Source organism: Imhoffiella purpurea (genome assembly GCF_000585215.1).
Lineage (GTDB): Bacteria > Pseudomonadota > Gammaproteobacteria > Chromatiales > Chromatiaceae > Imhoffiella > Imhoffiella purpurea.
This window is the reverse complement of the sequence record NZ_AONC01000023.1, coordinates 39,640-65,676: the sequence shown is the minus strand read 5'-3', so window position 1 is coordinate 65,676 and position 26,037 is coordinate 39,640. Positions and strand designations below refer to the sequence as shown.

At 66.2% G+C, this 26,037-nt stretch carries 28 protein-coding genes; 4 read left to right on the top strand and 24 right to left on the bottom strand.

Annotated features, from left to right (window positions below; genetic code table 11):
* Positions 1–89: 89 nt before the first annotated feature.
* On the bottom strand, positions 90–488 hold the full coding sequence (locus D779_RS23115; RefSeq protein ID WP_269747375.1) for a methyl-accepting chemotaxis protein: 399 nt from the start codon (positions 486–488) through the stop codon (positions 90–92).
* Here D779_RS23115 and D779_RS21045 point away from each other — a divergent pair.
* The 4 genes from D779_RS21045 to D779_RS07955 all read left to right on the top strand — a co-directional run bounded on the left by D779_RS21045 (position 475) and on the right by D779_RS07955 (position 5,241).
* Complete coding sequence (locus tag D779_RS21045; RefSeq protein ID WP_052347954.1) at positions 475–1,281, top strand: DUF4198 domain-containing protein; 807 nt, start codon at positions 475–477, stop codon at positions 1,279–1,281. The genes D779_RS23115 and D779_RS21045 overlap by 14 nt on opposite strands.
* Positions 1,278–3,308: a TonB-dependent receptor gene (locus D779_RS07965; protein ID WP_052347953.1), complete on the top strand. Its 2,031-nt coding sequence runs from the start codon at positions 1,278–1,280 to the stop codon at positions 3,306–3,308. The genes D779_RS21045 and D779_RS07965 overlap by 4 nt, the downstream gene beginning before the upstream one ends.
* A 100-nt stretch (positions 3,309–3,408) precedes the next feature.
* Positions 3,409–4,269 carry a MotA/TolQ/ExbB proton channel family protein gene (locus D779_RS07960; RefSeq protein ID WP_052347956.1) on the top strand — a complete coding sequence of 287 codons (861 nt, stop codon included), beginning with the start codon at positions 3,409–3,411 and terminating at the stop codon, positions 4,267–4,269.
* A 93-nt stretch (positions 4,270–4,362) separates the two neighbouring features.
* Positions 4,363–5,241: an energy transducer TonB gene (locus tag D779_RS07955; protein WP_043752162.1), complete on the top strand. Its 879-nt coding sequence runs from the start codon at positions 4,363–4,365 to the stop codon at positions 5,239–5,241.
* A 33-nt stretch (positions 5,242–5,274) separates the two neighbouring features.
* On the opposite strand, the gene D779_RS07950 is transcribed toward D779_RS07955, so the two are convergent.
* The 23 genes from D779_RS07950 to D779_RS07840 form a co-directional block, all read right to left on the bottom strand.
* Positions 5,275–6,351 (bottom strand): alkene reductase, encoded by a 1,077-nt coding sequence (locus D779_RS07950; RefSeq protein WP_043752159.1) that lies wholly within the window; start codon positions 6,349–6,351, stop codon positions 5,275–5,277.
* A gap of 265 nt (positions 6,352–6,616) precedes the next feature.
* Positions 6,617–8,539: a SpoIIE family protein phosphatase gene (locus tag D779_RS07945; RefSeq protein WP_043752156.1), complete on the bottom strand. Its 1,923-nt coding sequence runs from the start codon at positions 8,537–8,539 to the stop codon at positions 6,617–6,619.
* The gene (locus D779_RS07940) at positions 8,539–9,543 is read right to left on the bottom strand and encodes an ABC transporter substrate-binding protein (RefSeq protein WP_157726353.1); all 1,005 of its coding nucleotides are present in this window, start codon (positions 9,541–9,543) and stop codon (positions 8,539–8,541) included. The genes D779_RS07945 and D779_RS07940 overlap by 1 nt, the downstream gene beginning before the upstream one ends.
* Positions 9,544–9,559: 16 nt before the next feature.
* The gene (locus tag D779_RS07935; protein WP_052347951.1) at positions 9,560–10,000 is read right to left on the bottom strand and encodes an ATP-binding protein; all 441 of its coding nucleotides are present in this window, start codon (positions 9,998–10,000) and stop codon (positions 9,560–9,562) included.
* Positions 10,001–10,016: 16 nt separating this feature from the next.
* Positions 10,017–10,349 (bottom strand): STAS domain-containing protein, encoded by a 333-nt coding sequence (locus D779_RS07930; protein WP_043752153.1) that lies wholly within the window; start codon positions 10,347–10,349, stop codon positions 10,017–10,019.
* An 11-nt stretch (positions 10,350–10,360) separates the two neighbouring features.
* The gene (locus D779_RS07925; RefSeq protein ID WP_052347950.1) at positions 10,361–11,020 is read right to left on the bottom strand and encodes an HrpE/YscL family type III secretion apparatus protein; all 660 of its coding nucleotides are present in this window, start codon (positions 11,018–11,020) and stop codon (positions 10,361–10,363) included.
* Complete coding sequence (locus tag D779_RS21040) at positions 10,999–11,664, bottom strand: SctK family type III secretion system sorting platform protein (protein WP_052347949.1); 666 nt, start codon at positions 11,662–11,664, stop codon at positions 10,999–11,001. The genes D779_RS07925 and D779_RS21040 overlap by 22 nt, the downstream gene beginning before the upstream one ends.
* Positions 11,657–12,445, bottom strand: coding sequence for a type III secretion system inner membrane ring lipoprotein SctJ (gene sctJ, locus D779_RS07915; protein ID WP_043752151.1), 789 nt, complete (start codon positions 12,443–12,445; stop codon positions 11,657–11,659). The genes D779_RS21040 and sctJ overlap by 8 nt, the downstream gene beginning before the upstream one ends.
* A complete protein-coding gene (gene sctI / locus D779_RS07910) occupies positions 12,445–12,870 on the bottom strand; it encodes a type III secretion system inner rod subunit SctI (protein ID WP_043752149.1) in 426 nt (141 codons plus the stop codon). Before sctI ends, sctJ begins: the two co-directional genes overlap by 1 nt.
* A 72-nt stretch (positions 12,871–12,942) precedes the next feature.
* On the bottom strand, positions 12,943–13,323 hold the full coding sequence (locus tag D779_RS07905) for a tetratricopeptide repeat protein (protein ID WP_043752145.1): 381 nt from the start codon (positions 13,321–13,323) through the stop codon (positions 12,943–12,945).
* A 72-nt stretch (positions 13,324–13,395) separates the two neighbouring features.
* Positions 13,396–13,611 (bottom strand): EscF/YscF/HrpA family type III secretion system needle major subunit, encoded by a 216-nt coding sequence (locus D779_RS07900; protein WP_043752143.1) that lies wholly within the window; start codon positions 13,609–13,611, stop codon positions 13,396–13,398.
* 45 nt (positions 13,612–13,656) lie between these two features.
* Positions 13,657–13,899: an EscE/YscE/SsaE family type III secretion system needle protein co-chaperone gene (locus D779_RS07895; RefSeq protein ID WP_043752140.1), complete on the bottom strand. Its 243-nt coding sequence runs from the start codon at positions 13,897–13,899 to the stop codon at positions 13,657–13,659.
* Positions 13,896–15,398 carry a type III secretion system inner membrane ring subunit SctD gene (gene sctD, locus D779_RS07890; RefSeq protein ID WP_043752138.1) on the bottom strand — a complete coding sequence of 501 codons (1,503 nt, stop codon included), beginning with the start codon at positions 15,396–15,398 and terminating at the stop codon, positions 13,896–13,898. Before sctD ends, D779_RS07895 begins: the two co-directional genes overlap by 4 nt.
* 6 nt (positions 15,399–15,404) lie before the next feature.
* Complete coding sequence (locus D779_RS07885) at positions 15,405–15,863, bottom strand: CesT family type III secretion system chaperone (RefSeq protein ID WP_043752135.1); 459 nt, start codon at positions 15,861–15,863, stop codon at positions 15,405–15,407.
* Positions 15,864–16,316, bottom strand: a complete 453-nt coding sequence (locus tag D779_RS07880; RefSeq protein ID WP_043752133.1) for a type III secretion system chaperone — start codon at positions 16,314–16,316, stop codon at positions 15,864–15,866. It lies immediately after the preceding gene.
* 15 nt (positions 16,317–16,331) lie between these two features.
* On the bottom strand, positions 16,332–17,795 hold the full coding sequence (locus tag D779_RS07875; protein WP_157726352.1) for a hypothetical protein: 1,464 nt from the start codon (positions 17,793–17,795) through the stop codon (positions 16,332–16,334).
* Between the two features lie 11 nt (positions 17,796–17,806).
* Positions 17,807–18,619 (bottom strand): type III secretion system translocon subunit SctB, encoded by an 813-nt coding sequence (gene sctB, locus D779_RS07870; protein ID WP_043752128.1) that lies wholly within the window; start codon positions 18,617–18,619, stop codon positions 17,807–17,809.
* Positions 18,620–18,649: 30 nt separating this feature from the next.
* On the bottom strand, positions 18,650–19,603 hold the full coding sequence (gene sctE / locus D779_RS21035; RefSeq protein ID WP_052347948.1) for a type III secretion system translocon subunit SctE: 954 nt from the start codon (positions 19,601–19,603) through the stop codon (positions 18,650–18,652).
* Between the two features lie 3 nt (positions 19,604–19,606).
* Complete coding sequence (locus tag D779_RS07860) at positions 19,607–20,155, bottom strand: SycD/LcrH family type III secretion system chaperone (protein ID WP_052347947.1); 549 nt, start codon at positions 20,153–20,155, stop codon at positions 19,607–19,609.
* A gap of 58 nt (positions 20,156–20,213) precedes the next feature.
* Positions 20,214–20,723, bottom strand: a complete 510-nt coding sequence (locus D779_RS07855; RefSeq protein ID WP_043752125.1) for a hypothetical protein — start codon at positions 20,721–20,723, stop codon at positions 20,214–20,216.
* Positions 20,724–20,766: 43 nt separating this feature from the next.
* Entirely contained in the window at positions 20,767–21,543 is a 777-nt protein-coding gene (locus D779_RS07850) for a hypothetical protein (protein WP_157726351.1), read from the bottom strand.
* A 35-nt stretch (positions 21,544–21,578) separates the two neighbouring features.
* On the bottom strand, positions 21,579–22,604 hold the full coding sequence (locus D779_RS07845; RefSeq protein ID WP_043752120.1) for a hypothetical protein: 1,026 nt from the start codon (positions 22,602–22,604) through the stop codon (positions 21,579–21,581).
* A 68-nt stretch (positions 22,605–22,672) separates the two neighbouring features.
* Entirely contained in the window at positions 22,673–26,020 is a 3,348-nt protein-coding gene (locus tag D779_RS07840; RefSeq protein ID WP_043752118.1) for a hypothetical protein, read from the bottom strand.
* Positions 26,021–26,037 lie beyond the last annotated feature (17 nt).

Sequence of the window (26,037 nt, the reverse complement as noted above, 5' to 3'; positions counted from 1 at the left end):
GCTCACGCTGCGGAGTGTCCCCGATGGACTCCCGGAAATGTCAAACTGCTACTGTCACCCCGGCAAAGCCGGGGGATTACCCGTTTTATTTACCTAGAGGCGGAAAACCTCGCCACCATGCGCTGCGCGAGCAGGCGCACCTCGGCGGCGACCACGACGAAGCCTCGGCCCTGCTCTCCGGCGCGGACCGCCTCGACGGCGGCGTCGAGCGCCAGGATTTCGGCGATCGCGAACGCCTGAAACCGAATCCGCCAGGCGCGATTGAAACGGTAGCCGGAGCTGTTGTACCTTACCCTCGCCAGTAAGAAAAAAAATAAATAAATAACACCTACGCGTGCGGGAAGACCGGGCACCCAGGATCGGGATGCGATCGGGGCATCGCTCGCCGGCCGATATTTCGCTTCCTTGCCATAGGCTTGGAATTCCCTCGCGGCGTCGATCGATAACAACGAGAACCGACGAAGGAGAGGATGGATGTCGAACCCCAAGATGACGGCGGCCGCCTTGGCCGCCTCGCTGGCATTGCTGCCGATCGCCTCACAGGCCCATGACTACTGGATCATGCCAGGCACCTTCGATCCGGCGCCAGGCACGCTGCTGGAGGCTCACTTCACCTCCGGGCATGGCTATTTCGTGGACGAATCGGTCCCTGACGTGACGGGCTTTCGGGCCTTCGAGCGGCTTCCGGACGGACGCGAGATCGCCCTCGCCTACCAGCAGCTGAATGCGACCCGCGCCACCCTGTCGGCTGTAATGCTCGGCGAAGGGACCTACATGCTGGGCGCCGTCTCGACTCGGCCACAGTTCTGGAGCCGCACCAAGAGCGGCCATGCGCCCGGTCAGAAGATGGAGGTCCCGGACGCCGTCGTCACCACCCGCTATCTCAAGTCGATCAAGACCTTCGTGACCGTCGGGCAGCCAAGCGGCGGCTGGGACGCGGCCCTGGGGCACGAGATCGAGCTGATTCCCCTGGCCAATCCGACGACCCTGAGCGCGGGCGACCGGCTCGCGGTCCGGGTACTGCTGCACGGCCGTCCGATCGCCGATGCGGAGGTCCATGCCGTCCATCAGGGCTTCGAGAGCGAGGAGCGGGAGGCCGCGGTGAGCACCGCCACGAACGCCGAGGGCGAGGCCGAGATCGCCCTGGACCGGCCCGGTCCCTGGCTGGTCTACGCCCGTGTCGAGCGCGAAGCGCCGCCGGCCTCCGGGGTCGATCGCGAGAACCTTCGCGCCTATCTGCTGACGCGGGTCGCCCGTCCGGGCGCGGGGGCGCGACCATGAGCGTGCGTCTGCGAGGATCCGCGCTGCTCTGCGCCCTGGCCTTGCCGGGCACCCTGGTTGCCGAAGTGCTCGCCGACGGTGACGAGGCGATCGAGCTGGGCACCATCATGGTCAAGGGCGAGGCCCTGCACCGCGACGACATCCCGGCGACGGTGAACCGGGTGGAAGCGGAGCGGTTCGAGGAGATGACGGCCGTGCGCATCGAGGAGGTGCTGGAGGAGGTGCCCGGGGTCGAGATCGGCAACTACAACATGGGCGGCGTGGCCAACGTCATCAAGATGCGCGGCTTCACTGGCGGCGCCCACGGCGGCGACGTCGCCGTCTATGTCGACGGCATCCCCCTCAACGAGGGCGAGTCGCATGCCGACGGCTATGCGGACGTCAATGTGCTCATCCCGCTCGAGATCGAGGAGCTGGAGGTATTCAAGGGCCCCTCCTCCGTCCTCTACGGCAACTTCGCGCGCGCCGGCTCGCTGGCCTTCCATACCCGCCAGCGCGGAGAGTACGCCAAGGCCAAACTGACCTACGGCTCATTCGACACCTGGGACGCCCAGGGCGCCTTCGGGCTCTCCCTGGCCGAGGGCCTCTACAACAACACGGCGATCCAGGGCGCCAGCACCCAGGGCTTCCAGGACAACTCCCAGTGGTCGCGCATCAACGCCTCGACCCGCTTCACCTGGGACCTGAACGAGCGACTGGACCTGGCGTTGAGCCTGCGGGCGCACCAGTCCGACTGGGATGCCCCGGGCTACATCCCCAAAAGCCTCTTCGATGCCGAATCCACCGATCAGGCACCCAACGCCGAGGACGACGGCGGCGAGAAGAGCTTCTACAGCGAACGCTTCGACCTGGGGCTCTCGCTGAGCGAGGAGCTGCGGCTCCTCTACTGGCTCTACGGGACCCAGCAGGACTTCACCCGCTTCGCCAAGTTCGGTTACGACCCTGGCGGACAGACCGAGCGCAACTACGACCGCAGCGTCTGGGGTACAGGCGCCAGCCTGAACCTGGACGCCCAACTCGCGGACAAGCCGCTCACGGCCATCCTGGGTCTCGAATACTACGACGAGGACACCGACTGGCTGCGCTGGGATACATCCAACCGGGCGCGGCTCGACAAGACCGAGGACCGTACCTTCAACATCACGACCTTCTCCGTCTTCGCCCAGGGCGAATGGGAGTTGTCGCGCTATTTCCGGCCCACGCTGGGTCTTCGCTACGACAGCTTCGGCGGCAGCTACGACAACCGAGACCCAGACGGCGAGCCGTTCGACAGCGACATGAACGACTACGACCACTGGAGCCCCAAGCTCGGCTTCCGCAGCCTCCTGATCGAGGGGCTGGATCTGCGCGCCAGCTTCAGCGAGGGCTTCTCGCTCCCGGACGGCGAGGCCAAGTATCAGACCGACCTCGACGTCTCGCCCGAGGTGATCCGGCAATACGAGATCGGCCTGAGCTACGACCCCATCGAGGCACTGTCGGCGGACCTGGCGCTCTTCATCCTCGACACCAGCGACGAGATCCAGGAATACCCGGTCGGCTCGGGGCTCTACAAGAACCTGGGCGAGACCCGGCGCACCGGTGTCGAGGCCGCCGTGCTGTGGCGTCCGCTCGAGGGGCTGACCCTCTCGGGCGACATCGCCCTGATCGACTCCGAGATCCGTTCCAGCAACGATGCAGCACTCGAGGGCAAGGAGATCAGCGGCGTCCCGGATCGCATCTCCAACCTCTCGGCCGAATACCGCTCGCCTCAGGGTATCGGCGGCAAGATCAAATGGCGGCACGTCGGCAAGTATTACATCGACGACGAGAACAGCGAGCGCTACGACGGCTATGACGTCGTCGATCTGGGACTCTTCTACGAGCGCCCGCTCGGCGGCAACGACGCACGCAAGCTGCGGCTCGGCGCGGAGGTCAAGAATCTCTTCGACGAGTGGTATTCGCAGTCGGTGTGGAGCGGATACGGGACGAACAACTATGCCGTCTCCTGGCCTCGGACCTATTGGCTCAGCATGAGCCTCGACTGGTAGCGCACGGCGCTCGGCCCACCGGAAACCGAGGGCCGAGCGACCACCCTGAAACCCTTATTCCAGTCGCGCGCTCAGACGGATACAAGAGGAGCCCATGTCCATGACCGAGGCCAGCATCTATGCCGCTCCACCCGAATCCAGCCAAGAGGACGACCCCGATACTCCGCTCGGGGTCCCGGCTGCGGATGGAGCGGCACCCTCCAGTGCAGGATCCGCCGATCCGTCCACCGCACCCGCGGTGGAGACGGACTGGCTCGGGTCTCTCGCCGAGCTTCCGCAGCGCCTGGACGCCTTCCTCGACACCGGCGGCCCCGTAGTCCTGGTCCTGGGACTCCTGTCCGTCGTGGCCTTGGCCATCGTCATCCTCAAGCTCTGGCAGTTCCAGCGGCTGCGGCTGGGCTCGCTCGGCCCCGCACGAGCGGCCATCGGGCACTGGCGCCGGCACGACGCGCGTGCGGCGCTGGCCGCCGTGACCGGACAAAGGGATCCCGTCTCGCGCGTGACCCACGCCGCGCTCGAGGGATGCCGCCGGCCCGGGGCCGATCAGTCCCTGCTGCGCGAGGAGCTGGTCCGGCTCGCGACCCAGGAGCTGGAGCGGTTGCGCGGCTATCTGCGCGCGCTCGAGGTCATCGGCACCCTGAGTCCGCTCCTGGGTCTGCTCGGCACGGTGCTGGGGATGATCGAGGCATTCCGACGGCTCGAGTCGGCCGGCTCCCAGGTGGATCCCGCCATTCTCTCCGGCGGCATCTGGCAGGCGCTGCTCACCACCGCCGTCGGCCTGACCGTCGCCATTCCGGCGGTGCTGGCGCACAGCTGGCTGGAACGTCGCGTCGAGCGCTGCGGACATCAGATGGAGGACGCCGTCACCCAGGTCTTCACCCGCGATCTGGTCATGGCGGAGCCCGAGCCCGTGCACGAGACCGTCCCGGACGATCGGCTGCAGGTCGGCCATGCGGCTTGAGTGGCGCGCACCGCGCCGCCGCGTCCCGACCAGCCTGACCCCGCTGATCGAAATAGTCGTCATCCCGCACCCCATGACGATCGGTCGGAACTGATGGAGATCCGCGCGCGTCACTGGCTGATCGCGCTTGCCGTCGCCGGAACGGCTCACGGATCCTTGCTGCTGATGCTTCCGCCGCAATCCCGGCCGAAGCCGGCGTCCGAGCCGCTCCAACGGATTCAACTGGTATTGTTGAAACCGAATGGAGGGGGCTCGGGCTCGGCCGCCGGAGGCCAGGAGCCGGATTCGCCCCCGGCTCAAGCGCCGGTGCTCGCCCCGCTCGTACCCGTAGGCCCGGCACTCGCCCCCCTGAAGGCACCGCCGGAGACCATCGAGGCACGCCCGGTCGAGCCGCCCGTCTCGAAACCCGTACCCGTGCCCAAGACCCAGGCGCCGCTCGAGACGAAAAAGCCGCCGCTCAAGGCCCGTCGGCCCCCGCCCAAGCGGAGCACCAAGGAACCCCGGGCCAGTATTCCGCCGAAACCCGCCGTAGCGGCCAAGTCCAGTCGCAAGCGATCCAATACGGCGGAGTCGGCCTCGCACAGCCAAGGAACGGGGACGAAGGCGAGGTCAGAAGGCCGTTCGGCCGCCCCAGGCAACCAGGGATCCGGACGGGGCGGCACCGCAAAGGGCTCCGGTGCGGCCAGTGCGCGCAGCTACTACGGCACCCTCGCGAGCTGGCTCGCGCGTCACAAGCGCTACCCGGCTCAGGCGCGCCGCCGCCAGCAGCAAGGCACCGTGCGCGTGACCTTCACCATCGACCGCCAGGGCCGACTGCTCTCACACCGGATCGTCTCGGGCTCCGGTCACACGTCGCTCGATCGGGAGGTCGAGGCCATGCTGCAGCGCGCCTCGCCCATGCCGCCCATTCCGGCCGCCCTCGGCAAGAACCGCGTGACCATCACCGTGCCGATCAGCTTCAGTCTGCGCTAGACCTGAGCCTCATGCCGGGGCGGTGCCAGCGGCTCAAGAAGTCAGCGTCGGATAATCCGTATATCCCTTGGCGCCCGGTGTATAGAAGGTGTCCATATCGGGGGCGTTCAGCTCGGCGCCGGCACGCATCCGCTCGACCAGATCCGAGTTGGCGATGAACGGCCGCCCGAAGGCCACGAGATCGGCCCGATCCTCGGAGAGGGCCGCCTCCGCGCTCGCCCGGTCGAAGCCGCCCGCGAGGATGAAGGGTCCGTCGAAACGGCGACGCAGCTGCATCTTGATCTCCTCCGGCACCGGAGGCGCGCCCATGGCCGAGTGATCGAGCAGATGCAGATAGAGCAGCCCGAGCCCCGACAGCGCATCGCAGAGCGCGAGATACTGGGCATCGACCTCCTCGAAGGCCCCGGTCGCGTTGAACACCCCGTAGGGAGACAGGCGGATTCCGACCTTGTCGGCTCCGATCGCGCCGCAGACCGCGCGCGTCACCTCCAGGGCGAACCGGTTGCGTCCCTCGATGCCGTCGCCGTAGGCGTCCGTGCGCGCGTTCACGTTCGGATTGAGGAACTGCTCGATCAGATAGCCGTTCGCCGCGTGCAGCTCGACCCCGTCGAACCCGGCCTCGATCGCGAGACCCGCCGAGCGGGCGAATTCCTCGACCGCCCGGGAGATATCCCCCTCGTCCATCGCCCGGGCCGGGCTGAAGGGCTGCAGCCCCAGGGTGTCGGTGTACATCTCGCCGGGGCAGGCACCGGCGACCGGAGCCAGGACCTCGGCATTCGCGGGCAGATTCGCCACGTGAGTTACCCGCCCGGTATGCATCAGCTGGAGAACGATCGCTCCGCCCTTTTCGTGCACGGCATCCGTGACCGACCTCCAGCCGTGCACATGTTCGGCATCGTACATCCCGGGGATTCTGGGATAGCCGAGTCCGTTGGGCGACGGAGAGGTCCCCTCGGTCACGATCAGACCGGCCGAGGCGCGCTGGGCATAATATTCGGCCATCAAGGCGTTCGGGGTATTGGCATCGACGGCACGGCTGCGCGTCATCGGCGCCATGACGGTGCGATTGCTCAGTTGCAGCGAACGGATGCGAATGGGGTCGAAGAGCATTGGAACCTCCAGAACGATGATGGAAAACCTGGGTAACGAGTGATCCTTTCCGGGCCGGTGACGACCGGCAAGGATCCGTCAGACGAGACAGAGGCCGACGGCTGGTGAAGAAAAACACTAGGTTAAAGACATATGAGTCCGGCGATAAGGGGGCGATATCGCCAAGAACTGTTGCATCAGCGCACCAATCCATTGCCGACGCCCGCCCTCGTACTTCGGCCCACACCAGAAACAGGCCGATCTCGGGCAGGCCCAACCGAGGCGATCAGCACTCACAGATCAGGATAGTGATGTCGTCCGATTGAGGAGTCTCGCCCACGAAGTCGCGGATATCCTCCAGCACGGTTCCCCCGAGCGCATCGATCGGCCGAGTGCGCAGACCCGACAAGAGATCGAGCAATCGTGCCTCGGAATAGCATTCATCGCGCCCATTCATCGCCTCGGTGACCCCGTCGGTGTAGAGAAAGAGTCGGTCGCCAGGAGCGAGGGTGAGACGATCCGTGCGCAATGTCAGTCCCTCCATCACGCCGAGCATCAGCTGAGGTGCACTCCTGACCAGGACCGGATCCTCTCCGGCGCCCCGCATCAGCACGGGCGGATTGTGTCCGGCATTGGTATAGGCCAGGGTGCCCGTCTCTAGGTCCAGGATCCCGCAGAAGACGGTGACGAACATATTGCTGTCGTTGTCCGCCGCGAGTTCGTCGTTGACGAGACTCAGGATCTCGCCCGGATCGGATCCATACCGCGCGCTGCCCTTGATGAGGGTCTTGGTCATGGCCATGAAGAGGGCCGCGGGCACGCCCTTGCCCGAGACGTCCGCGATCAACAGGCACAGACGATTCGGATCGACGAGGAAGAAATCGTAGAAGTCGCCGCCCACCTCGCGCGCGGGGAGGATCCTGGCCTCCAGACGCACCCCCTCGTGCCCCGGAATGGGTGGCAGACGCTTGGGGAGGATCGACATCTGCATGTCGTGCGCGATCGCCAGCTCGCTCTCGATCCGCTCCCTGGCCGCCGTCGCGCGCTGGAGCTGTTCGAGATGCCGACGCAGCGCGATCCGCATGGCCGCGAAGGAGCGGGTCAGGTCCGCGACCTCGTCGGCATGCGAGGGCTCGGGCAGAGGCGCCTCGAAGTCGCCCTGGGCGATCCGTCCCGTCGAATGAACGAGCGCCCGCAAGGGCCGGCTGATCGAGCGCGCGACCAGGGCCATGGCGATCAGGGAGACGAGCAGCCCGATCAGCCCGATGCCAGCGGCGCTCAAGGTCAGGCGATCGATGTCGCCGAACAGCTCGGATTCCGGAAAGACGATGGCGAGCGTCCAATCGGATGCGGCGATCGGCGCATAGTGGATGTGCGCCATGACGCCGAGCAGGGGACTGTGCTCGATGAAGCCCTGACCGCCCGAAAGCAGCTGGTGCGCCTGCGCGCGCTGCAGCTCCGGATCCTCGCTCAGCTCGGCGAGGCTGAAGAGGCTCTCGTTCATGATGAGATCGGCATCGGGATGCGTCAGGATGGTGCCGTTGCGCGAGATCAGCACGGCGAAGCCGGTATCGAGCACCGCGACCTTGGCGACCTGGCGCGTAAGCCAATCGAGGTCGATATCCGCCGCCAGGATCCCGAGCGGCCGGTCGGGGTGGTGAGCGGTATCGGCGATCGGCAGTGAGAAGGTGGCGATCAGCTGAGAGCGGCCGGCGAGATCCTCGTAATAGGGCTCGCTCCATTCGGGCTCCTGGAGCGCATAGGGGATCTGGTACCAGTCCTCGACCAGATAGTCGTCCTCGTCCAGCTCGGTGGTGAAGCGGATGCCATCCGCCTGACGGTGGAAATACATCATGGAACGCTGGCTTGCGTCCCCGAGCCCGGCCGGGTCCAGCGCCAGACCGACCCCGAACAGCTCGGGACTCGTCAGCAGCGAGCGACGCAGCAGCTCCTCCAGTTCCGCCTCGTCGAAGCGTCCGGACTCGATCGCCTGGGCGAGGGTCTCGGTGGCGCGTCTGGCCGTGACGAGAAACTGTCCCACCCGCTGCACCAGGGCGAAAGACAGATGATCGGCGTTGGCCTGGACGGGCCGCATCAGGCGCTGGCGGGCCTGATGATGATAGAAGCCCAGGCTGGCGGAGAGCACCACCGTGACGCAGAGCATGACGACGATCAGCAGCCGGCGCCCGATTCCACCCCAATGCGGCATCACCAGTCCCCCAGGCCCGTGAGGGCTCCCGCCTTGGCATCCAGCAGACCGGTCTCGGACAGGAGGTCGCGCGCACGGGCCAGCTCTTCCCGCTTCAGCCGCCAGTCCCATCCGTCCGGGGACGACGGACCCAGGGCATCGAGCATGAGCCCGAGCATCCAGCGCTCATGGGCACGGTTGGCCGGGATGCGCGCCGCCCGCTGGATGCCCAGCACCAGATCGAGCGCCGAGGCCGGATCTTCCGCGGCGGCCTCCCAGCCGCGCCGGGTCGCCGTCAGAAAGGCGGCGAGCGGCCCCGAGCGCTGGTTGCGGGTCGACTCGAGGGCATAGAGTCCGTCCTCGGGCAGATCGACGCCCAGCTCGGTCAAGGGCAGAACCGCCAAATCCTCGGGATCGAGCCCGGCGTTGAGCAGGAGATGGTAGTCGTCCGACCAGAGTCCGGCGACGGCCTCGACGCCGCCGCGCAGGAAGAGATTGACCGATGCGGACTGGGGCACGGAGGTGAATCCCAGACCCATCTTGCGGCGCAGGATCTCGACCGGCAGCCGCCGCTCGTCCACGGGAATGCCCAGCCGCCTGCCGTCGAGATCGGAGACGGCACGCACACCGGAGGACGCGCGGGCGATGATGACGAGGGATGAATGCCGAAGGATCTGCGCCAGATTGACCAGGGGGACGCCCTCGGCGCGCGCCTGGACGGCGGTCGGCAGCCAGAGGAGCGCGATGTCGGCCCTGCCCTCCCGCAGCGCCTCCAGCGGCGAGCGACCGCTCGCCGCCTGCTCGATCCTCAGCTCGATCCCGGCCTCGCGATAGTAGCCGAGCTCCTTGGCCAGGTAATAGCCGGCGAACCGCGCCTTGGGATGCGCGCCCAGCATCAGACTCAGGGGGACGAGTGTCGCGTCCTGGCCGGCGTCCGCCATGCATCGCCCGACACCCGGAGGAAATCCGATCAGCAGCCCGGCGAGGAGGAGCCAGGACCAGCCGGCCAGCCTTGTCCGTACCACAGACCGGGCGCCTCGCTCAGCCGCCCGCCGATGCCGAGGCATCCGCCGGCAGATCCATGACGAGCGAGACCCGGTTGCGTCCCCGCTCGCGCCGGCAGTGCAGCTCGCTCACCAGGCGCCGGATCATGAACCAGCCGAGTCCGCCGACGGCCCGCCGCTCCAGGGGCAGATCCAGATCCGGTTCCTGGATGCCTTGGGGATCGACCTCTACCCCATCGTCGATCACGTCGAGCAGGAAACGCCCTGGATCCCGGGTCGCGCGCAGCTCGATCTCGCCCGGCGTGCCGGCCGGATAGGCGTAATGGCAGACATTGACGAAGACCTCCTCGAGCGCGAGGGCCAGACGTCCGCTCGTGCGCGGATCCAGGCCGCCGAGCTCGGCCTGGCGCGCCAGGAAGTCCTGAGCCGCGGGCAGTTCCTCCAGGTTGGCCGGGAGACGAAGGGTGACGGTGGTCATGACGGCGCCCCTCGACTCAGACGTCGGCCAGGGCGTCGGCAAGCGAGTCGTGCACCCTGAACAGGGTCAGGAGTGCGGTCATCTCGAAGACCTCGCGCACCGGCTCCTGGAGGTTGGCGTAGACGATGCGGCCACCGCGGGCTTGGAGCGGCTTGGTCGTATTGAGCAGGGCGCGCAGACCCGCGCTGCTGACGTAGACCAGCGGACCGAAGTCCACGACGATCCGCTGCGCGCCCTCCTCGATCAGCCGCCCCAGGCGCCGCTCGTATTCGGGCGCCGTGAGGGCGTCGAGCTTGCCCGTGACGGTGACGATGCTGATGTCCGCCTGCTGTGTGATCTCGATATTCATAGAACCCCTCCTTATCGGTCGACCCTGGAATCCACTGCGTCCGCGGCACCGTCCCGAGCCTGGAGCCGCGACCGCAGCGCCTTGTCCAACGCCATCAGCTGAAGGTCGAGGCTGGCCTCGACCACCCCGATCTCGGTCTCGAGGATGCAGCCGCCCCGCTCCAGGCGCGGATCGGCCGAGATGACGGCCGTGCCCAGACTGGTATAGCCGGCGATCAGCCTCGACAGACGCTCCTGCAGCTCGGCGGCCTGCTCGGGACAGACCCGGATGGTGACGCGCGGCTGGCTCTGCACGACCTGCAGTGCCTGGCGCACCAGGCGCAGCGTCAGTTCGGTGTCGTCGAACTCGCCGAGGATCTTGCGCAGCGACGTCATCACCAGATCCGCGACCTGATGCTCGATCTGACCGAAATAGGCGACGCTGCGCTCGACGGTCTCGAGCATCCGCACCCCCATCTCCATCCGTGCCTCGGCGAGTCCCTCATCGTAGCCGCGCCGGCGCTCGCGGGCATAGTCCTCCTCGGCCTGGGCGCGCAGCGCCTCGGCGGCGCGTCGCGCCGCATCGAGCAGCTCGCGCGCCGAGATCAGCGTCCGATAGTCCGAGGATTTCAGGCACCTGACCTCGGGGGCGATCTTCAGCGCGTCTGGCTTCAGGCGAACAAAGGGATCCATGGCGCGGGCAGCTCCCGAAGCAGTTTGGACAACAAGGGCGGCAATGAGGATGGACGAGCCGGCCGCGGGACATCTAGGGCCGCGGCCCAGTCCCGGGGCAGCTTCATGGCCAGACGCCGGACCAGAGGCGTTTCCATGGCCCCCAGGCCGTGGAGCGCGCAATAGCGGGCGCCGATCAGGGCGAAGCGGGTCGCCGGATCGGTCTCCCGCGGTTCGGACGCGAACTCGGGGATCCGTCCGAGCAGGGGGGTCTCGCGGGTCAGGAAGACCCAGTCCTCCTGGCTCAGGGTCCCTTTGAGCCGGCGCATCCGCTCGCCGCCCAGATCCTGACGCAGCGCGCCCGCGCGCAGCGCGAGCCCCAGGCGGCGCAGCAGGCGCTCGAGCCAAGGGCCGTCGAGCAGGGCGAGACGCGCCCAGGGATGGCTGAAATCCTCGACCCACCGCCCCTCGAGGCCGAATGCCTGCAACAGATGGCGCGACACCAGGGGGTGTGCGCGCGGCGCCTCGCGCAACCGCCCGATGAGCTCGCCCTCCGGGAGGAGCCCAAGCCAGGAGGCGTGCAGATACCGCGCCGGCTGGAAATTCAGGATGAGCGCCTGCTCCCGCCAGAGCGGCCGCGCCAGACCCAGATCCGCGTCAGCCATTGGAGCCGCCAGGACCGGGCGGTCGCGAGGCCCGTCTCAGGCGCCATCCGAGATAGCCGGCCGCCGACAGGGCGAGGACCAGCAGCGATGCGAGCGCGCCGATCGCCACCCACCCCTGGGACGGCTCGGGCATCGGATTGGCATGGGCGTCGAAAGCACTCGGCTCGGGAAGGCTTTGGCTCGTCCCGAAGAGCACGACGGCGATCTTGTCGTAGCTCAATCCGTCGACGCTGTTCTGCACCATCGCCTTGATCCGCGGCACCGCTTCCTGGATCTCGGAGCCATCGAGGTGCTTGATGAAGACCGAGGCCGAGGGTGGAGGCGCGGTCTCGCCGAATGCGGCGGCCTCCGGAAGCACGATGAGCACGCGCGCCGTCAGCACCCCGTCGATCTGGCTGATCGCATCGGCGAGCATCTGCGAGATGCCGTAGGTGTAGCGCACGCGCTCCTCCATGGGCGAGGAGATGAGTCCCTGCTTCTGGAAGATCTGTCCCAGGTCGGTGAAGCGGTCGCGCGGCAGGCCCGCGCGGTTGAGTATATTGAGGGATCGCGCCACCTGATCGCGCGGAATGCTGATGGCCACGGACTCCTTGTCGCGGCTCTTGTCCGCGGCGATCCCCTGACTCAGCAGGAGCGCCAGGATCTCGTTGCCGTCGCGCTCGGAGAGATCCGAATAGAGCTCCACCTTCTGGCAGCCGGCCAACAGGGTCAGCAGGCACAGACAGGCCAGGATCCGCGCCAATCCAGCGGGCAGCCGTCCGACGGCGGCGGATGCGGCCATCAGGACGCCTTGAGCAGCGTGTTGAGGTTCTGCTCCAGCTTGCTGGCGACCTGACCGATCAGCTGCGTCCCCAGGGTCACCTGGGCCATCTGCATCTGCAGGCCGAGCAGCTCCTGAGGGTTCATCTGGGTCTCGTGGACGCTCGACTCCAAGGCCGCGCCGACCTCGCGATAGCGGGTGCGCAGACGCTCCATCCCCTGGAGGATCCTGTCGCCCGGGCTGACCGGGGTCTCCAGCGACTGGCCGGACCAGGCCGCGTCCACTCCGGTCCCTGGGGGCGTGTCCCGAACAGGATGCAGCGCCGCCTGGAACCGCGCCTGATCGGCGGCGCCGACCGCCGGCATGGGCAGCGGCACCGTCATCTGCGGGACCGGGTCCAGACTGGCCAGAGGGCCGACGGCATAGGCCGTGACCGGGTCGATCATCGCCGTTGTCTCATCAGTGCCAGCATCCTCATCATGATCAGGTGCGCCGAGAGGCGTGCCCGGCCGGGCTCATCAGGCGGGCGGGGCCGCCAGGAGACTGCGGGCGAGCCGTTCGGCATCGGCGTCTCCGTCCGGGCTGTCCAGCGCCGCACGCAGGACCTGGTCCCGCTCGCTCATGCGTCCCTGCTGGTGCAGCACCAGTCCGAGATAGGCCAAGGCCATGGCGCTACTGGGATTGGTCTTGAGCGCCCGGTCCCGCAGGATGCGCTCCGCGCCGTTCGCGTCGCCCAGATTCAGCTGCCCCAGCGCCTGGATCAGATAGGGCCGCTCGCTGTCCGGCCGCAGCGCCACCAGGGCGCCGACGAGCGCCTCGGCGGGTTCCGCCAGGCCGCGCCCGCCGGCGATGGAGGCCAGCTCGGCCAGAAGTCGGACCAGATCGTCGTCGATGTCCATGCATTGTCTCCACACATCGAGGCGCTCCAAGCGGGGCGCCGGGTCGTGAATCTCGGGCCGCGACCGGCCGCGCTACACCTTTTGAATGACGCCCTGCGCCGCCTGCTTCAGATCGCTGACGATGGCCGAGGTGATGCCGCTGAGCTGCTGATAGTTGCTGAAGCGCATCTGCAGTTCGAGCATCTGCTTCGAGTCCGTCGCCTTGAAGTCCGGGTCGTCGATCTTTTTCTTGATCGCCTCCTCTTCCTTGCTGAGTGCGCTCAACAATGCGCCCACTTCGATCGTCATGGCTCACCTCGCTTGAGAATATTGTGCTCTGAATGTTGCGTATCCCTAAACGCTGGGATGATGCGCGCGCCAGACCTGCATGACCAGGTCCCGACCGGCCTCGAGTCCCTCGAGAACGGCGTTCAGCCGAGCGAATTCGGCCGGGGTCACGCCCGCGTCGAGCTGACGCTTGAGCGGGCGCGCGGCCTCTTCCAGACGCGACTGGATTCCATCCCGCTCCCGGCCGTCCTGGTCGTCCATCAGCCGGCGCTCGATCTCGAACCAGGGTTCGTTGGCTTCATCGGTCATCTTGTATCGACTCCTACTCGGAATACATGACGTTCTTCACCTAGGCGGGCGATCACCCGATCGAAGCGGATCTCCTCCACTCGATAGCGGTCGGCGATCAGATCCCCGCGCATGACCTGCTCCCCATTGTCCAGCACCGCGTAGGCGATGTCGTTGGCTCCGATCAGGATTCCACGAACTCGGATCGCGGGCCAGGCGACGTGGCCGGGCGTCTCGGCCTCCGCAGCCGGCTGACCGCTTGCTTCCGCAAGCCGCCTCTCGCGCGGGTCGTGCATGACTTCCGACACCAGAGGCGGGAGACGCGGATAGCGTTCCGCGAGCTGCTTCCGGAGTCTGTCCCAAACCTCCATGTCTCGCGTATTCAGACGCCCCTTGAGGGTGATCGGAGGATCCTCGGAGTGAATGGACAGCTTCCGGTCGAGGTCACCGTCCCGGAGGGCCTCGCGCAGATCCTCCAGGAAAGGACCCAGTTCCTGGGCATCCATGACGAGGTTCCGGATGCCCGGAACGTCGTTCCGCAGCGAGCGCTCGACCTCCTCGGCGGAGAGCCCGGATCTCAGGAGACCGTGCACCCGGACCTCCCCGGCGCCGAGATATTCGTAATCCAGATGGCCGCCACCCAGCCGATCCAGGGTCTCCGCCAGGATGCGGCGCACCCCGTCCTCGGGCCAGAGCCGATTGACCAGAGGCAGCCCGGCGGCCTCGGCCGCCGCCGTCAACTCGTCACGCTTGGCGCGCGTCTCGCAGTAGCCTCGCAGGATGAGGACCCCATCCGGGCGGCGTTCCATCTCCACCGGACCCAGCCCCAGACGCTCGACCAGATCCTGGGCGCGCTCCATGGTCGTCCGGTCCGTCGCTGGCGAGGCGCCGGCCACCGGCACCTGACGGGGAGCGAGCGCGAACCAGCCGAGTCCGGCCAAGATCGGCACCAGGAGCACCGAGGCGGCGACCAATCCCCGACCCGATCCCCACCAGGGTTTCGCCGGATTCGGCCGATCGGAATCCTCGAGGGTCCCCTCTGGCGGAACGGACGGACCCGCCTCCGCGACTGGCGAGGCAGCGGGGAGATCCGGCTGTTCCGGCTCCCGCGCATCGGGCTCCTCTCGGGGAGAGGCGGCGACGGCGGCCGGATCTGGGATCGTCAGATCCGACCACCGGGTGTCGGGCCGCCCCACGGCCAGGGCGACATCCCCGAGACGCAGACCGGTCGCGATGTCGAGCTCGATCGACTCCCCCGGGACCAGCTGGCGCCCGGCCAGGTGAATCGGCTGTTCGAGCGCCTGGGCGCGGATGGATCCCGGATGGGCGAGCAGCGAGAGGTGCCGGGACGCGACCGACTCGTCCCAGAGCACCAGGTCGCAGGACTCGTCCCGCCCCAGGATATATTCGATCCCGTCCTGCAGCCGGGCCTCGGCGCCCCGCTGCAAGCCCGCGAGCAGATGCAGGACCCAGTCTGGACGCCGCGCGTCCGGGGACGGAGAGGGTCTCTCGGGCTCCATGGTCGGCTAGGGAAAGATGATGTGCATGGGGGCGGCCACCGGGCTCGGGACCGTCCGATCGGCCGCGAGCCGACGCGTCCAGCGCTCGAGCCGATTGGCGAAGGACTCGAGCGCCCGCTCGAAATCATCGAGCCTCAGCCCCGACGCCTGGAGACGGCGGAACAGGATGAGATCCTCTCCCTCGGGATCCAGGCTCAGGACCTCCTCCTGATCCTCGAGATCGCGCACCTGTTCGCGCAGCAGGTCGGCGATCCGATCCGGCTCCCGCGGGTCCTCCGCCGGCAGCCGGCCGGGGGATCCCTCCAGGAAGAGGTCCCCGCCGCTCTGAAAGATCCGCACCTCCAGCCAGCCGTCCAGCTCCAGCCGATACCGGCCCTCGGCGTCCGCGCCGAGCGCGCCCAGATCCCGACGCGCCGCGAAGCGGCCCAGCAGGTCCGACAGATGGGTGTCCAAGGCGGCCGTCACCTAGGCGCGGATCATCAGGTCCGGGCGCGCCGCCTGGGCATCCTCCCGCTCCGGATAGCGCGTCAGATCGCCGGAGGCGAGACGGTCGCGCCACAGCTCGGCGTAATTGACGAATTCCTCCAGCGCCGCGAGAAAGGCGTCCGCATCCAGGGTCCCCAGCGCGAAGGTGCGCGCCAGCAGCAGCTCCTTCAGGAAGTCGTCCAGGGCGATGACCGCCCCGCCGGTCTCCCGGCCGAAGAGATTGGCGGCCAGCAGGCGGGCGAGCACCTCGGGATCCTCGGTCTGGGGTCCGAGCCTGGTATAAATGTGCAGTGCGTCGCCATCGGCTTCGGGCTCGATGTCCACCTCGACATCGCCCGCGAAGGCCAGACGGATCATGCCCTCCCGATTGGCGGCGAGGTCGGGCAGGCCCAGGCGGTCGGACAGGGAGCGGGTCAGTTCGTCGAAGGTCATGATCGCGTGTCGTCCTCAGGTTTCCGAGCCTTTCAGGTGGTAAGCCAATGTTGGCTCTCCGTCGAATATCAGATGGTTATCCGGCGTGATGGCGATTTTATAGCTCACATCGAGATGGCTCCGATCCGGATCGAACCGATGCGTTCGACCGGCTTGATCTTCCATCTCGGCAACCACGCGCCGAATATTCACCTCGAAAGTCACACCATTCTCGCCGCCAACGACGTTCATGCTTGCCTGAAGTGCCCCGGCCCTCCCTGCACTATTCATGCTTTTCATGGCACAAGGCCCTGGAGGATTGCCAATTTCCACGGTTGCGTGCTTGAACAGCGGATTGGCGATCTGCGTGATCAGCTGCTGATCCAGAAGCGCAAGAACCTTCGGCGCATTCTCGCCAAATTTGGCGGCTATCCGTTCTTTATCCGTTACGTAAGCATTCCTTGCGACCGGCTCATCCGCTTTGTGATCCCCGAGCTGACAGATCGCGAGCGGTTCGCCGTTAACGGAAAACCGCATATTCCGACTCGTGTCTCGAAAGGTGTTCTGAAACTGATCCCGCGGCTCCGAGGCAGGTGCCAAGCGGCTCTCCAGTCCTTTCAGCAAAGGTGTTGCGGCAGCCCGGTAACCTTCCACATCGATCGCTCCAGTCCCCGATGTTTCCCACTGACGCGCCGCATCCCGGCTCGCCAACGCCTTGTCCGCCGCGTCGACCAGGGTCATCGCCAATCCGATCGGCTGCCCGTAGCTGGCATATTCCCGATCGCGCAGCGCGAGCTCCTGGTCCTTCATGGGGCCTTCAGGCAAGGTTCCGATCTCCTCGGACTTCTTGTCTCGGTTCGGAAGCTGCGACCGGAACCGGTCCAAGGTCTCCTCGGCGACCCCGCGCAGGCGATGCAGCGTCTCGTCGGACATGGGTGTCACGAGCGCCTCGAGCCGGGCGCCGACGATCGCCCTCTCGGTGTCGTGGAGCATGGCATCGACCCGGCGCTCGATCGCCGCCGATTCCTCGGCGCCGGTCCCTGCGGCGGGTCCACCCGCCTGCATGCGATCCAGGAGCGCCCTCCTCTGGCCGATCAAGGACCCCATCTGCGGATCGTTGGCGAGCACCGTCAGGGCCAGGGTGCGGATATCCGAGGCGATGTCGCGCATGGGCCCGAGGAGCGCGTCCTTGGTGGCATGCCCGGTGCTGAGCCGGGTGACGACATCGCGCAATTTCCCGCTGAGCGCATGGGTTCTGGCCCGATAGCTCTCCTCCGGAGTGAAGCGGCGAATCCCGACGGCGTTCAGAAAACGCTTCCAGAGTCCCGGCGGCTCGGCGATCCGCCGCTGCTCCTGGACCCGGGCGGCGCGCGCCTCGCCGGGCACGCCCGCCCGAACCTCACGCCCCCCGAGCCAACGGGCCGCCGCGAGATCGCCCGCGTAGACCTGCTTGACCTCCTGCGGCAGCGTGACGCGCATTTCATCGATGGGACGCGACATGACGAGATTCCTCACGCAAAGATCTTGGACACGACCTGCTCGCGGCTCTGCATGACCTGCTGGAGCGCCTGCAGGGCCGCGCGCATATTCTCCTCCATGCCTTCCTTGAATTTCAGCATCTCGTCACGCTCGCCCGCGGCCCGCGTGGCCGCCGCCTCGTCCCGCTTGACCGCCTCCTGATCCATGGCGGCCAGATACTGGAAACCGCTCTCGATGCCCTTGCCGCCGCCCGAGACGATCCCCGACAGGCCGCTCCAGCGCATGGACATCGCATCGGCCATGGCCTTGGTGGCGCCGGCCTCGCCGCCCCCGCCGAGGGTGGAGATCGACTTGGCGGCGCCGTAGGTCTGAAAGGCCCCGGCACCGATCTGGGCGATACCCGAAACGATGCCGGCGACCAGGCTCCAGACGGCGGCCGAATGCATGTCCTTGGCCTGATTCTCGATCTCGCCGACCTGGCGCTCGAGCTCGGCGTGGGCGGCCTGCTTCGAGACCTCGCGCAGACTCTGGGAGATGCGGAAGAACTCGGCCATGATCTCGAAGACGTCCTGCATCCCGGTCCCGGACAGGCGTTCCAGTCCCTCGGCGGCGGCGCGCAGGGTCTCGGCCCCGGGTTGGGCCGGCGGCGGCAGATCGGGCCCCTGGCGCCCCGAGACCGGTTCCTGCCGCGCATCGAGCCGACCGATCCGGTCCTGGGAATGCGTCCGTGTCAGGCGGTCGGCGCGCGCGACCTCCCCCGTGGGCTGGGTATCGGCCGTCCCGCCGAGCGCCGATGCGTCGGTGCGGGACAGTGGATCGGAATAACCGCTGATCGGGTCCGACATGGTCTCATCCTCCGCTGGATCAGGGATTGGCTAGACGGCCATCTTGGCGGCGATGTTCCGTTTGGCCTGGGTCGCGCCGCTCATGATGCCCATGCAGATCGAAACCGACTCCTCGGCCTCCTGCATCATCTTCTTCAGACGCGCCATCTCCTCGTCCATGAGCCCTTGCAGCTTGAGCAGTTCGGACTCGATCTGCTTGGCGTCGATGTTGGCCTCGGAGGCCTGATAGCTGCGCGCGGCGGTGCCGATGGCCGAGGCGCCCATGCCCACGCTCGCGCCCCCCTGGACGCCATTGGCGACCTTGCCGACGACGTTGGCGACCTTGGTCGCCGCACCGACCGTCTTGGCCGCGACATCGGCCACCGCCTTGGCCGCCCCGGCGAAGCCGGCCCCGAAGCTGGCGACCGCGAGCACCATCTGAACCGCGATCATGGCCCAGCCGAAGGCCGGATTCTTGGACATCCAGTCGGCGACGGCGGGGATCTCCTTCAGCACCATCATGGACAGACCGGTAATCGCCCCCGCCAACAGCAAGGCGCCGGCCGCGGCGCCGACACCGGTGGCGATCATGACCGCGGAGGCGACCACGGCCGCGACCGCCGCGACCCAGCCGAACACCTTGCCCCAGACGCCCGATTTCTTGGCCTGATCGGCCTTCTCGATCGACTCTTGGATCTTGGCCAGCCGTTCCTTGTTCTCGGCGCTCTGCTTGGCCATGTTGCCCTTGATCTCGTTGATCGACATCCGCTGGCGCGTCTCGTTGATCTTGCCGCTGAGCGCCGTCAGGGCCAGGGTCATGTCCTCGATGCTCATGGGCGGCGGCGCGGGCAGCGGCGGGGCGCCGCGGCTCGCGGCACTGGCAGGCGGCGGTGCGCTCGCGACCGGGGTGCGCGGCGCCGGGGCTTGCGCGCGGACCGGTTCCTCCGTCTCGGCGACATGGGCGGCATCGAGCAGCCGCCGGGCGACGTCAGTTGGGATCGACATGGCTCACTCTCCTGCCGCGGCGGATTGCCCGGACTCTTCGAGGATCGCCAGCATCGCCTCCGCGCGCGCCCGAAGCGACCGGAACTGCTCGGGACGATCGCCCGACCATTCGAGCGCGGCGGTCAGGCCGCTGATCGCGGCCTCGCGGTCGCCGAGCCCGATATGGCACTCGGCGGCATGGAAGGGAGGCGCGGGATCGCTGGAATCCAGCAGCATGGCGAAGGTATAGGCCTCGATGGCCGGCGCGTAATCCTCGAGCATCTGACGGCAGCCGCCGAGACCGAGCCAGTACTTGCGCTCCAGATGGTCGAAGAAGCAGAGGAACTGGAACAGCTTGCGGGCCTTCTGGTAATCGCCGCCGGCATAGCTGTTGTAGGCGATGCCATAGACCGCCTCCAGTTCCTCGCGCGCGATGCCCTTCAATTCGCGCATCGTCTTGCCGTTGTTGATGAAGTCGGTCGTGATCCGTGCCAGATCCTCGTCGCTGACGCCGGGCAGCAGGCTGTCGGTGGGATCCGGCATGCCGGTGGGATCTTCCGGTGGTGTGGACATTGCGAGTGGCTCCGAGTCCAGGAATCGTCGAGCGATGTCGCTCCCGAGCGGTGCGCGCTCAGCGCATGTTGCCGATCAGCGCCATCGCCATCTGGTTCAGCTTGCTCATGTTGTTGCTCACCATCTGCGACATCTCGTTCTGCTTATTGAGCACCGACTGCAGCTTCATCATGTCGATCTGATTGGTGCCGCCCAGGGCGTCCGACGCCCCCTTGATCGCCGTCTCGACCCGGGCGAACTGGTTCGCAGCGATCTTGCCGTCGTTGGCGGGACGGGAGATCTTGAAGCGGTCGAGGACGTCCTTGAGCTTGAGTCCATCGCCGATGTCGGCGTTCGGATCGAGCTCCTTGTCCTTGTGCGCGGCCAGATAGGCCATCGCCTTGTTCAGTTTCTGCAGGTCCTCGTTGTTCTGCTTCACCTTTTCATAGGCGATGCGGATCTTCTGATCGTTGGCATCCATGGCCTGGATCCCGATCATGAGCAGGATCTCGGCGATGCTCATCTGCGGCGGCAGGACCTGGGATTCCTGCCCTGAGATACCGCTGGTGCCTTGAACCGTATTCGACATCGTTCATCGTCCTCTTGCGAAAATGGATCCGGTCGGCGGCGACTCAGACCATGGGCCGCATGCGCGGTCTCTTCACCTGGCCGGTCGTGGCATCCGGCGACGGCTCGGGCTGGAGCTGGGACTCGCGGGCCGCGATCTCCTGCTCGACCCGCGCGGTCTCGACGCGGATGCGCTCGCGGTCCTCGGGCGACACATGCTGGCTCTCGATGAAGCGACCGACCGCCTCGGCGGTCAGGCCATGCGACTCCAGCAGCCGCTCGTGCTCCTGCATCAGGGTATCGGTCCGGTTCAGGAGATCCATGTTGCGCTGGATGATGTCCTCGTTCTGTCGGATGGTCTCTTCGAGATCGCTCATGCCTGTCGTCTCCGAATAGCCGCCCAGATGCTGGGCCATGGTCAAAACCAGATTGGCGAGCGCCGAGGGGTCGGGAAAGCGCAAGGCCCCCTCCTCGTCGAGGCGGCACCGGAGGGTCTCCAGACGCGTCTTGATGCCCTCGGGCTCGATGCCGTATTTCTCGGTGCAGGCCCTGGGATTCTCGATCAGGGTCGAGAGGTCTTCCTTCTGGAGCAACTGGGCCCAGCGCCGTCCCATGTCCTCGTCGCCAGGGATCTCCTGCGCGATCTTCAGCAGCCGCCCGACATCGGGCAGCGGTGCCGACCCCGAGTCTGCGAGGAAACGTCCGATCGCCTCGGGCGTGATGCCATCCTCGCCGAAATAGCGCCGGGCATCCGCGCGGCTCTTCTCGAGCCTCTCGCCCACCCCGTCGCCAGGTGCCGATCCCGGCCTGCCGGGCTCGTCCCGATCCTGCCTCTGATTCATGGTGATACCTCTCCTGGTGACCGCAAGCGCTGGGCTCAGCGCATGTTGCCGATCACGTTCAGGTTCATTTGCGTGACCTTGTTGAGGTTGTTGCTGACCATCTGGGTCAGCTCGTTGTATTCGTTGAGCGCGCTCGAGAGACGCAGATGGTCCTGTTGCGCCATGGCGCTGGCGCTGTCCGAGTTGATCTTGAGGTTCTGCTCGACCTCCTTCCACTGCTCGGTGTCGAGCGATTCGGTCCAGCTCTCGAGGATCTCCTCCAGGTGCTCCTCGAGGAAGCGGGCGATCCCGCCAGCCAGCTCCTTGGCCATCTCATAGAGATCCCAGTCTCCCTCCTTCACCTTGACCCCCGTCAGCACCATCAAGGCGGCGGCGCCGAACCCGATGATCTCGCCGATGACCAGCCCCGCGCCGACACCCATGACCGGCGCCAGCATGGCGGCGAACATGGCCCCGGCGACGATGGCGCCGAGCCCGGCCGCGACGACGGCCACCAGGCTCAGTTCCTTGCCCAGATCGGACTTCATGAATTCCCCGATCTGCTTGTCGAGGTGCCTGACGAGCTGTTTGATCGGCTCGACGAGGTTCTCCATCATCCATTTGCCAATGTCGTCCAAGGCATGGGCGAGCTCGGGAAACTGCGCCTTGATGAAATCGACGGCCTTGCCGACGAGCTTGCCGATCGCATCGGCGACGTCCTTGATGAATTTGATGATGCCATGGTACTGCGGCTTGGGTGACTCGATGCCGAAGCGGTCCATGAAGGTCTTGAGATCCATCTTGACCGTCTGTCCGGTGAGCGGATCGGTGAAGTCGAACTTGATGTCCTGCAGACGGGCCGCGCCCTTGGTATGGGCGGCCGCGGCCATGGCCTTTTGCAGGTTCTTCATCAGCGCCTGCTGCTCGGAGATGTGCCGGTACTGGCTCTGGATCTTGCCCTGCTGGAATTGCATGGCCTCGATGCCGACGAGCACGATCATGTCCTCCACGGACAGGAGCCCCCTTCCGCCAGGGTCGGAGTCGGTCCGGGCAATGGATGGTCCGTCGATTCTGAACGTCATGATGGTGCCCCATTCGTCAATGTCGGGCGCAAGCGCCTCATCGATGCCTTTCCTCCGACTCGAGCGGGTCAGCCCGCGCTCGCCGCCCCCATCCAGGGAAGCCCTTCCAGTCCCTTCGTCCGGCCCGACAAGACGGGCACGCCCGTCTGCAGGGCGGCGATCTCGGCCTGTCTCGCCCGAGACTTGGCGACGCGCTCACCGACGTCTTTCTCGAGCGACTTCAATTCATTCGCGAGCCCTGTCTTGTCATAGTCCTTCGCCGGCTTGTCCTCGGATTCGGAGACGCGCCTTTCCCGATTGCGAGCAAAGGTTTCCTTGCTGTTGATATTGCCGATCCAGTCGATCGCCCTTTGACGATGACCCTGGATGATCTCGGCCATATCCCGCTCGCTCAAGGGGATATCGGAGGCGATTTCGGAGATCTTGGAAAGGGCGTCCCAGGTGAAATCCTCGACGATAGTCCTTCTCCTATCGATCCCCTGCTCGGTCCTCGTTCGGAATCGGTCCGCCGATTCCTGATTGTTCGGCAGCCGCGCGCGGCTATCCGCGTATTTCTTCACCTCCACCTGATCCGGCTCGAAATAGGGGTTCTTCTTGGTGTCGGACGCCACCCCGAAACCATAGATCGCCTTTTCGAGGGTATCGATATAGCGCGATGGCGCGGCGTAGAGGTTCGCCCGCAAGGAATGGGTCAGCGCATCCACGATCTGCGGGCTGGTGAGATCCTTGCCGCCGGCGATCTCCTGCTCGAATTGCGCGAGCACACCTCGCTTGATCGCGTCGACACCTGGCCACGCCAAGAATGGCAAGCTTCTTTCCTTGCCGACGATCTCGGCCAATTCGCGGTAGCCCTTGGCATATCGGTTCCGGTATTCGAGCTCCCTCCGGTCGTGCGCTTCGGCCGGGGTCAGGTCGGACCGTCCCTTCAGTTCCGCCAGCTGCCTGCGCTCGGAATCCTGGAGCGGCCGGGCCATCGCATCGACCGTTCCGTGAAGATAGGTATCGATATTGGCGTCGAAATCGGCCCTGACCTTGTCGTAGACCCGGTCCAGATTGTTCACCAGACGGCCGATCAGCACCTTGTTCAGCTCGAGCCGGGCGCTGGCGTCGAGAAGGTCCGGAAGATCGCTCGTCTCGAGCCAATAATCCTCGCGGCTCGCCTCGCCCACGGACTGCTCGACCCCATGGGTCACCTCACGGATGGAATCGTCCACCGTCTTCTCGTCGAGTTGCGAGAGCCCCAGCTTGGGCGTCAGGAAGGCAAACCGCTCGTTGTCCAGAAGGTCTCGCGAGATGTCCTCCCAGGTGTTGCCCAGCGCGGTGGAGGCGACGAGTTCGTAGAGCTCCGGATCCCCGCCCTTAGAGGAGCCGAGGAAACCCTGCAGCAGATCATTGTTGTATGCCTCGACCTTGCCGGCGAGATGTCTCTTGAAGTCCTCCTGCTCCTTCAGCAGATGCGATCCGAGTATGTCGCTGGCCTGGGACAGGCTGATGATCTCACCGCGTTCCCTGGCCCGCTGATCGATATCCAGCCGAGTCTCGGCGACGACTCGATCGATGAGCGCGTCTCGATACTTGATGGGGATCCGGCCGAGAAAGTCCTGATCCATGTCCTTGTGGCTGGAGATGGAACGGGTCAGCGTATCGAGATTGCCCCTGGCGACCAGGAGCGCGACCGCGCCCCGCAGTTCACTCGTCTCCGCGGCAATCTCCCGATCGATGATCCCCGCCGACAATGCGCGCATGTCCTCCGAGGTGAGGAGCTGCCCCTCGTTGGAGCTCTTGGTCACGCCCTCGGCGACAATCGTCTTGATGCGGTCCAGGACGGGTTCGAGCGCACCCCGCTCCTGCATCAGCCGTGTCGCGAGGGAACTGCTACCGAGACCGAGCGAGGCGCCCTGTGGATTCAGTCGCTGCACCGCAAGGCTCGAGCGTTCGGCCACGACCTGCAAGATCCGCTCGGGCGTCAGCGCATCCGCGAGCCCCCTGTTGTGCGCCTCGATCACGGCACCCCGTTGCGGCCTCAACGCGTCGGCGACCCGTTTCGTCATCGCCGTGGCAATGTCATAGCGGCTCGCGAGCCGTCCATCTCGACTCTCGGTCCGCGTGAATTCGAGGATCGATCGACGCAGCCCTTCCTCGTCGATCCTCACCAAACCCTGGACATCGCCGATCCCGATGGCCGAGCCGAAGACCTCGCGGATGGCCGGGGCAATGACTCGATCCTGAAGATTCGACAGGATCTCGTCCCGACTCCTGTCGTTGGCGTCATGGACGATCTCCATCTTGGCCCGATCCGTGGCGGACCGGATCTCGGCGTCGATGACACCGAGAAATGCCTCCTTGACGACATCCAGATCCAGATCCGGATCCTGATCCGCGACGACATCGCCGCTCGCCGCGCTCAGACGCGCCTTGACGTCCTCGCGCGACAGGGCCTTCTCGGCCAGACTCGCGAAGAAGTCGGCATCCTCCAACCTATCCTTGATCGGACGCGCGACGGGCTCCGAGAGCGAGCTCGCATCGACACCGAGATTGGCGGCCAATTGCCCCAGAGCCTCCCGCACCTTGTCATCGATGCGCCCCTGCAGGCGCTCGGGATCCTGCTTGTAGCCCAAGAACAAGGAGCGGACCCTGGTGTTGTTCTTCATGACGCGCGTTGCGGCCCGCGTCGCGATCTCCTTGACATTGAAATCGAGCCGCCGCGAGCCCTGCCTCTGGAAATCGAATTTCTGCAGCTGTCTAGAGCTGTCCTCGACGACCTGGTTGAATATTCCCAGCACTTTCCTTTGGAGGTCTCGATTGTCCGCCAGCGCGTTTCTCTGGGACTCCGGAAGATCGGCGAACGCCTGATCCTTGCGCAGGAAGTCCTTGATACTGGACGAGAGATCATAATTCCGGACGAATCGGCTCGATGCCTCCGCGTTGTACCGTGGGGCATCGAAATCCTTGGCCTCCAGCAGATCGCCGACCTTTCGGGCGACCTCTCTGGAGGCGTCTTGGCCATAGGGCTTCTGGGTATAGCCGGGCCTTGCCGAACGCATCCCGGCAGGGTCGAGATACTCCTTGCAGATGTCTTGAAACTTCAGGCTGCCGGGATGCTTGTCGAAGGCCGCCGCGAGCACGCTCAGGGCATGCTGTCTTTCCTGGCTGCGCTCCGTCCCCCGGTTCCCGATGAATTCCCTCAGACGGCCGAACCAGGTCTGTTTCTTGAGTTCGAGATGGTATGCATCGCCATCCTTCTTCACTCGAAATTCATAGTATTGTTTATTCGAATCCCAGTCCTTCCTGTGCGTCGTCCTGACCGTTTCGATCAGGTCCTTGATGTCCTTGGCAGTCACCGACCCCGGATCGTTCGGGCCGTGACCGATCTCGATGCGCGCACCGTATTTGACGTGGGTGTCGATGTCAGGCATGGGGGATCTCGGGAATG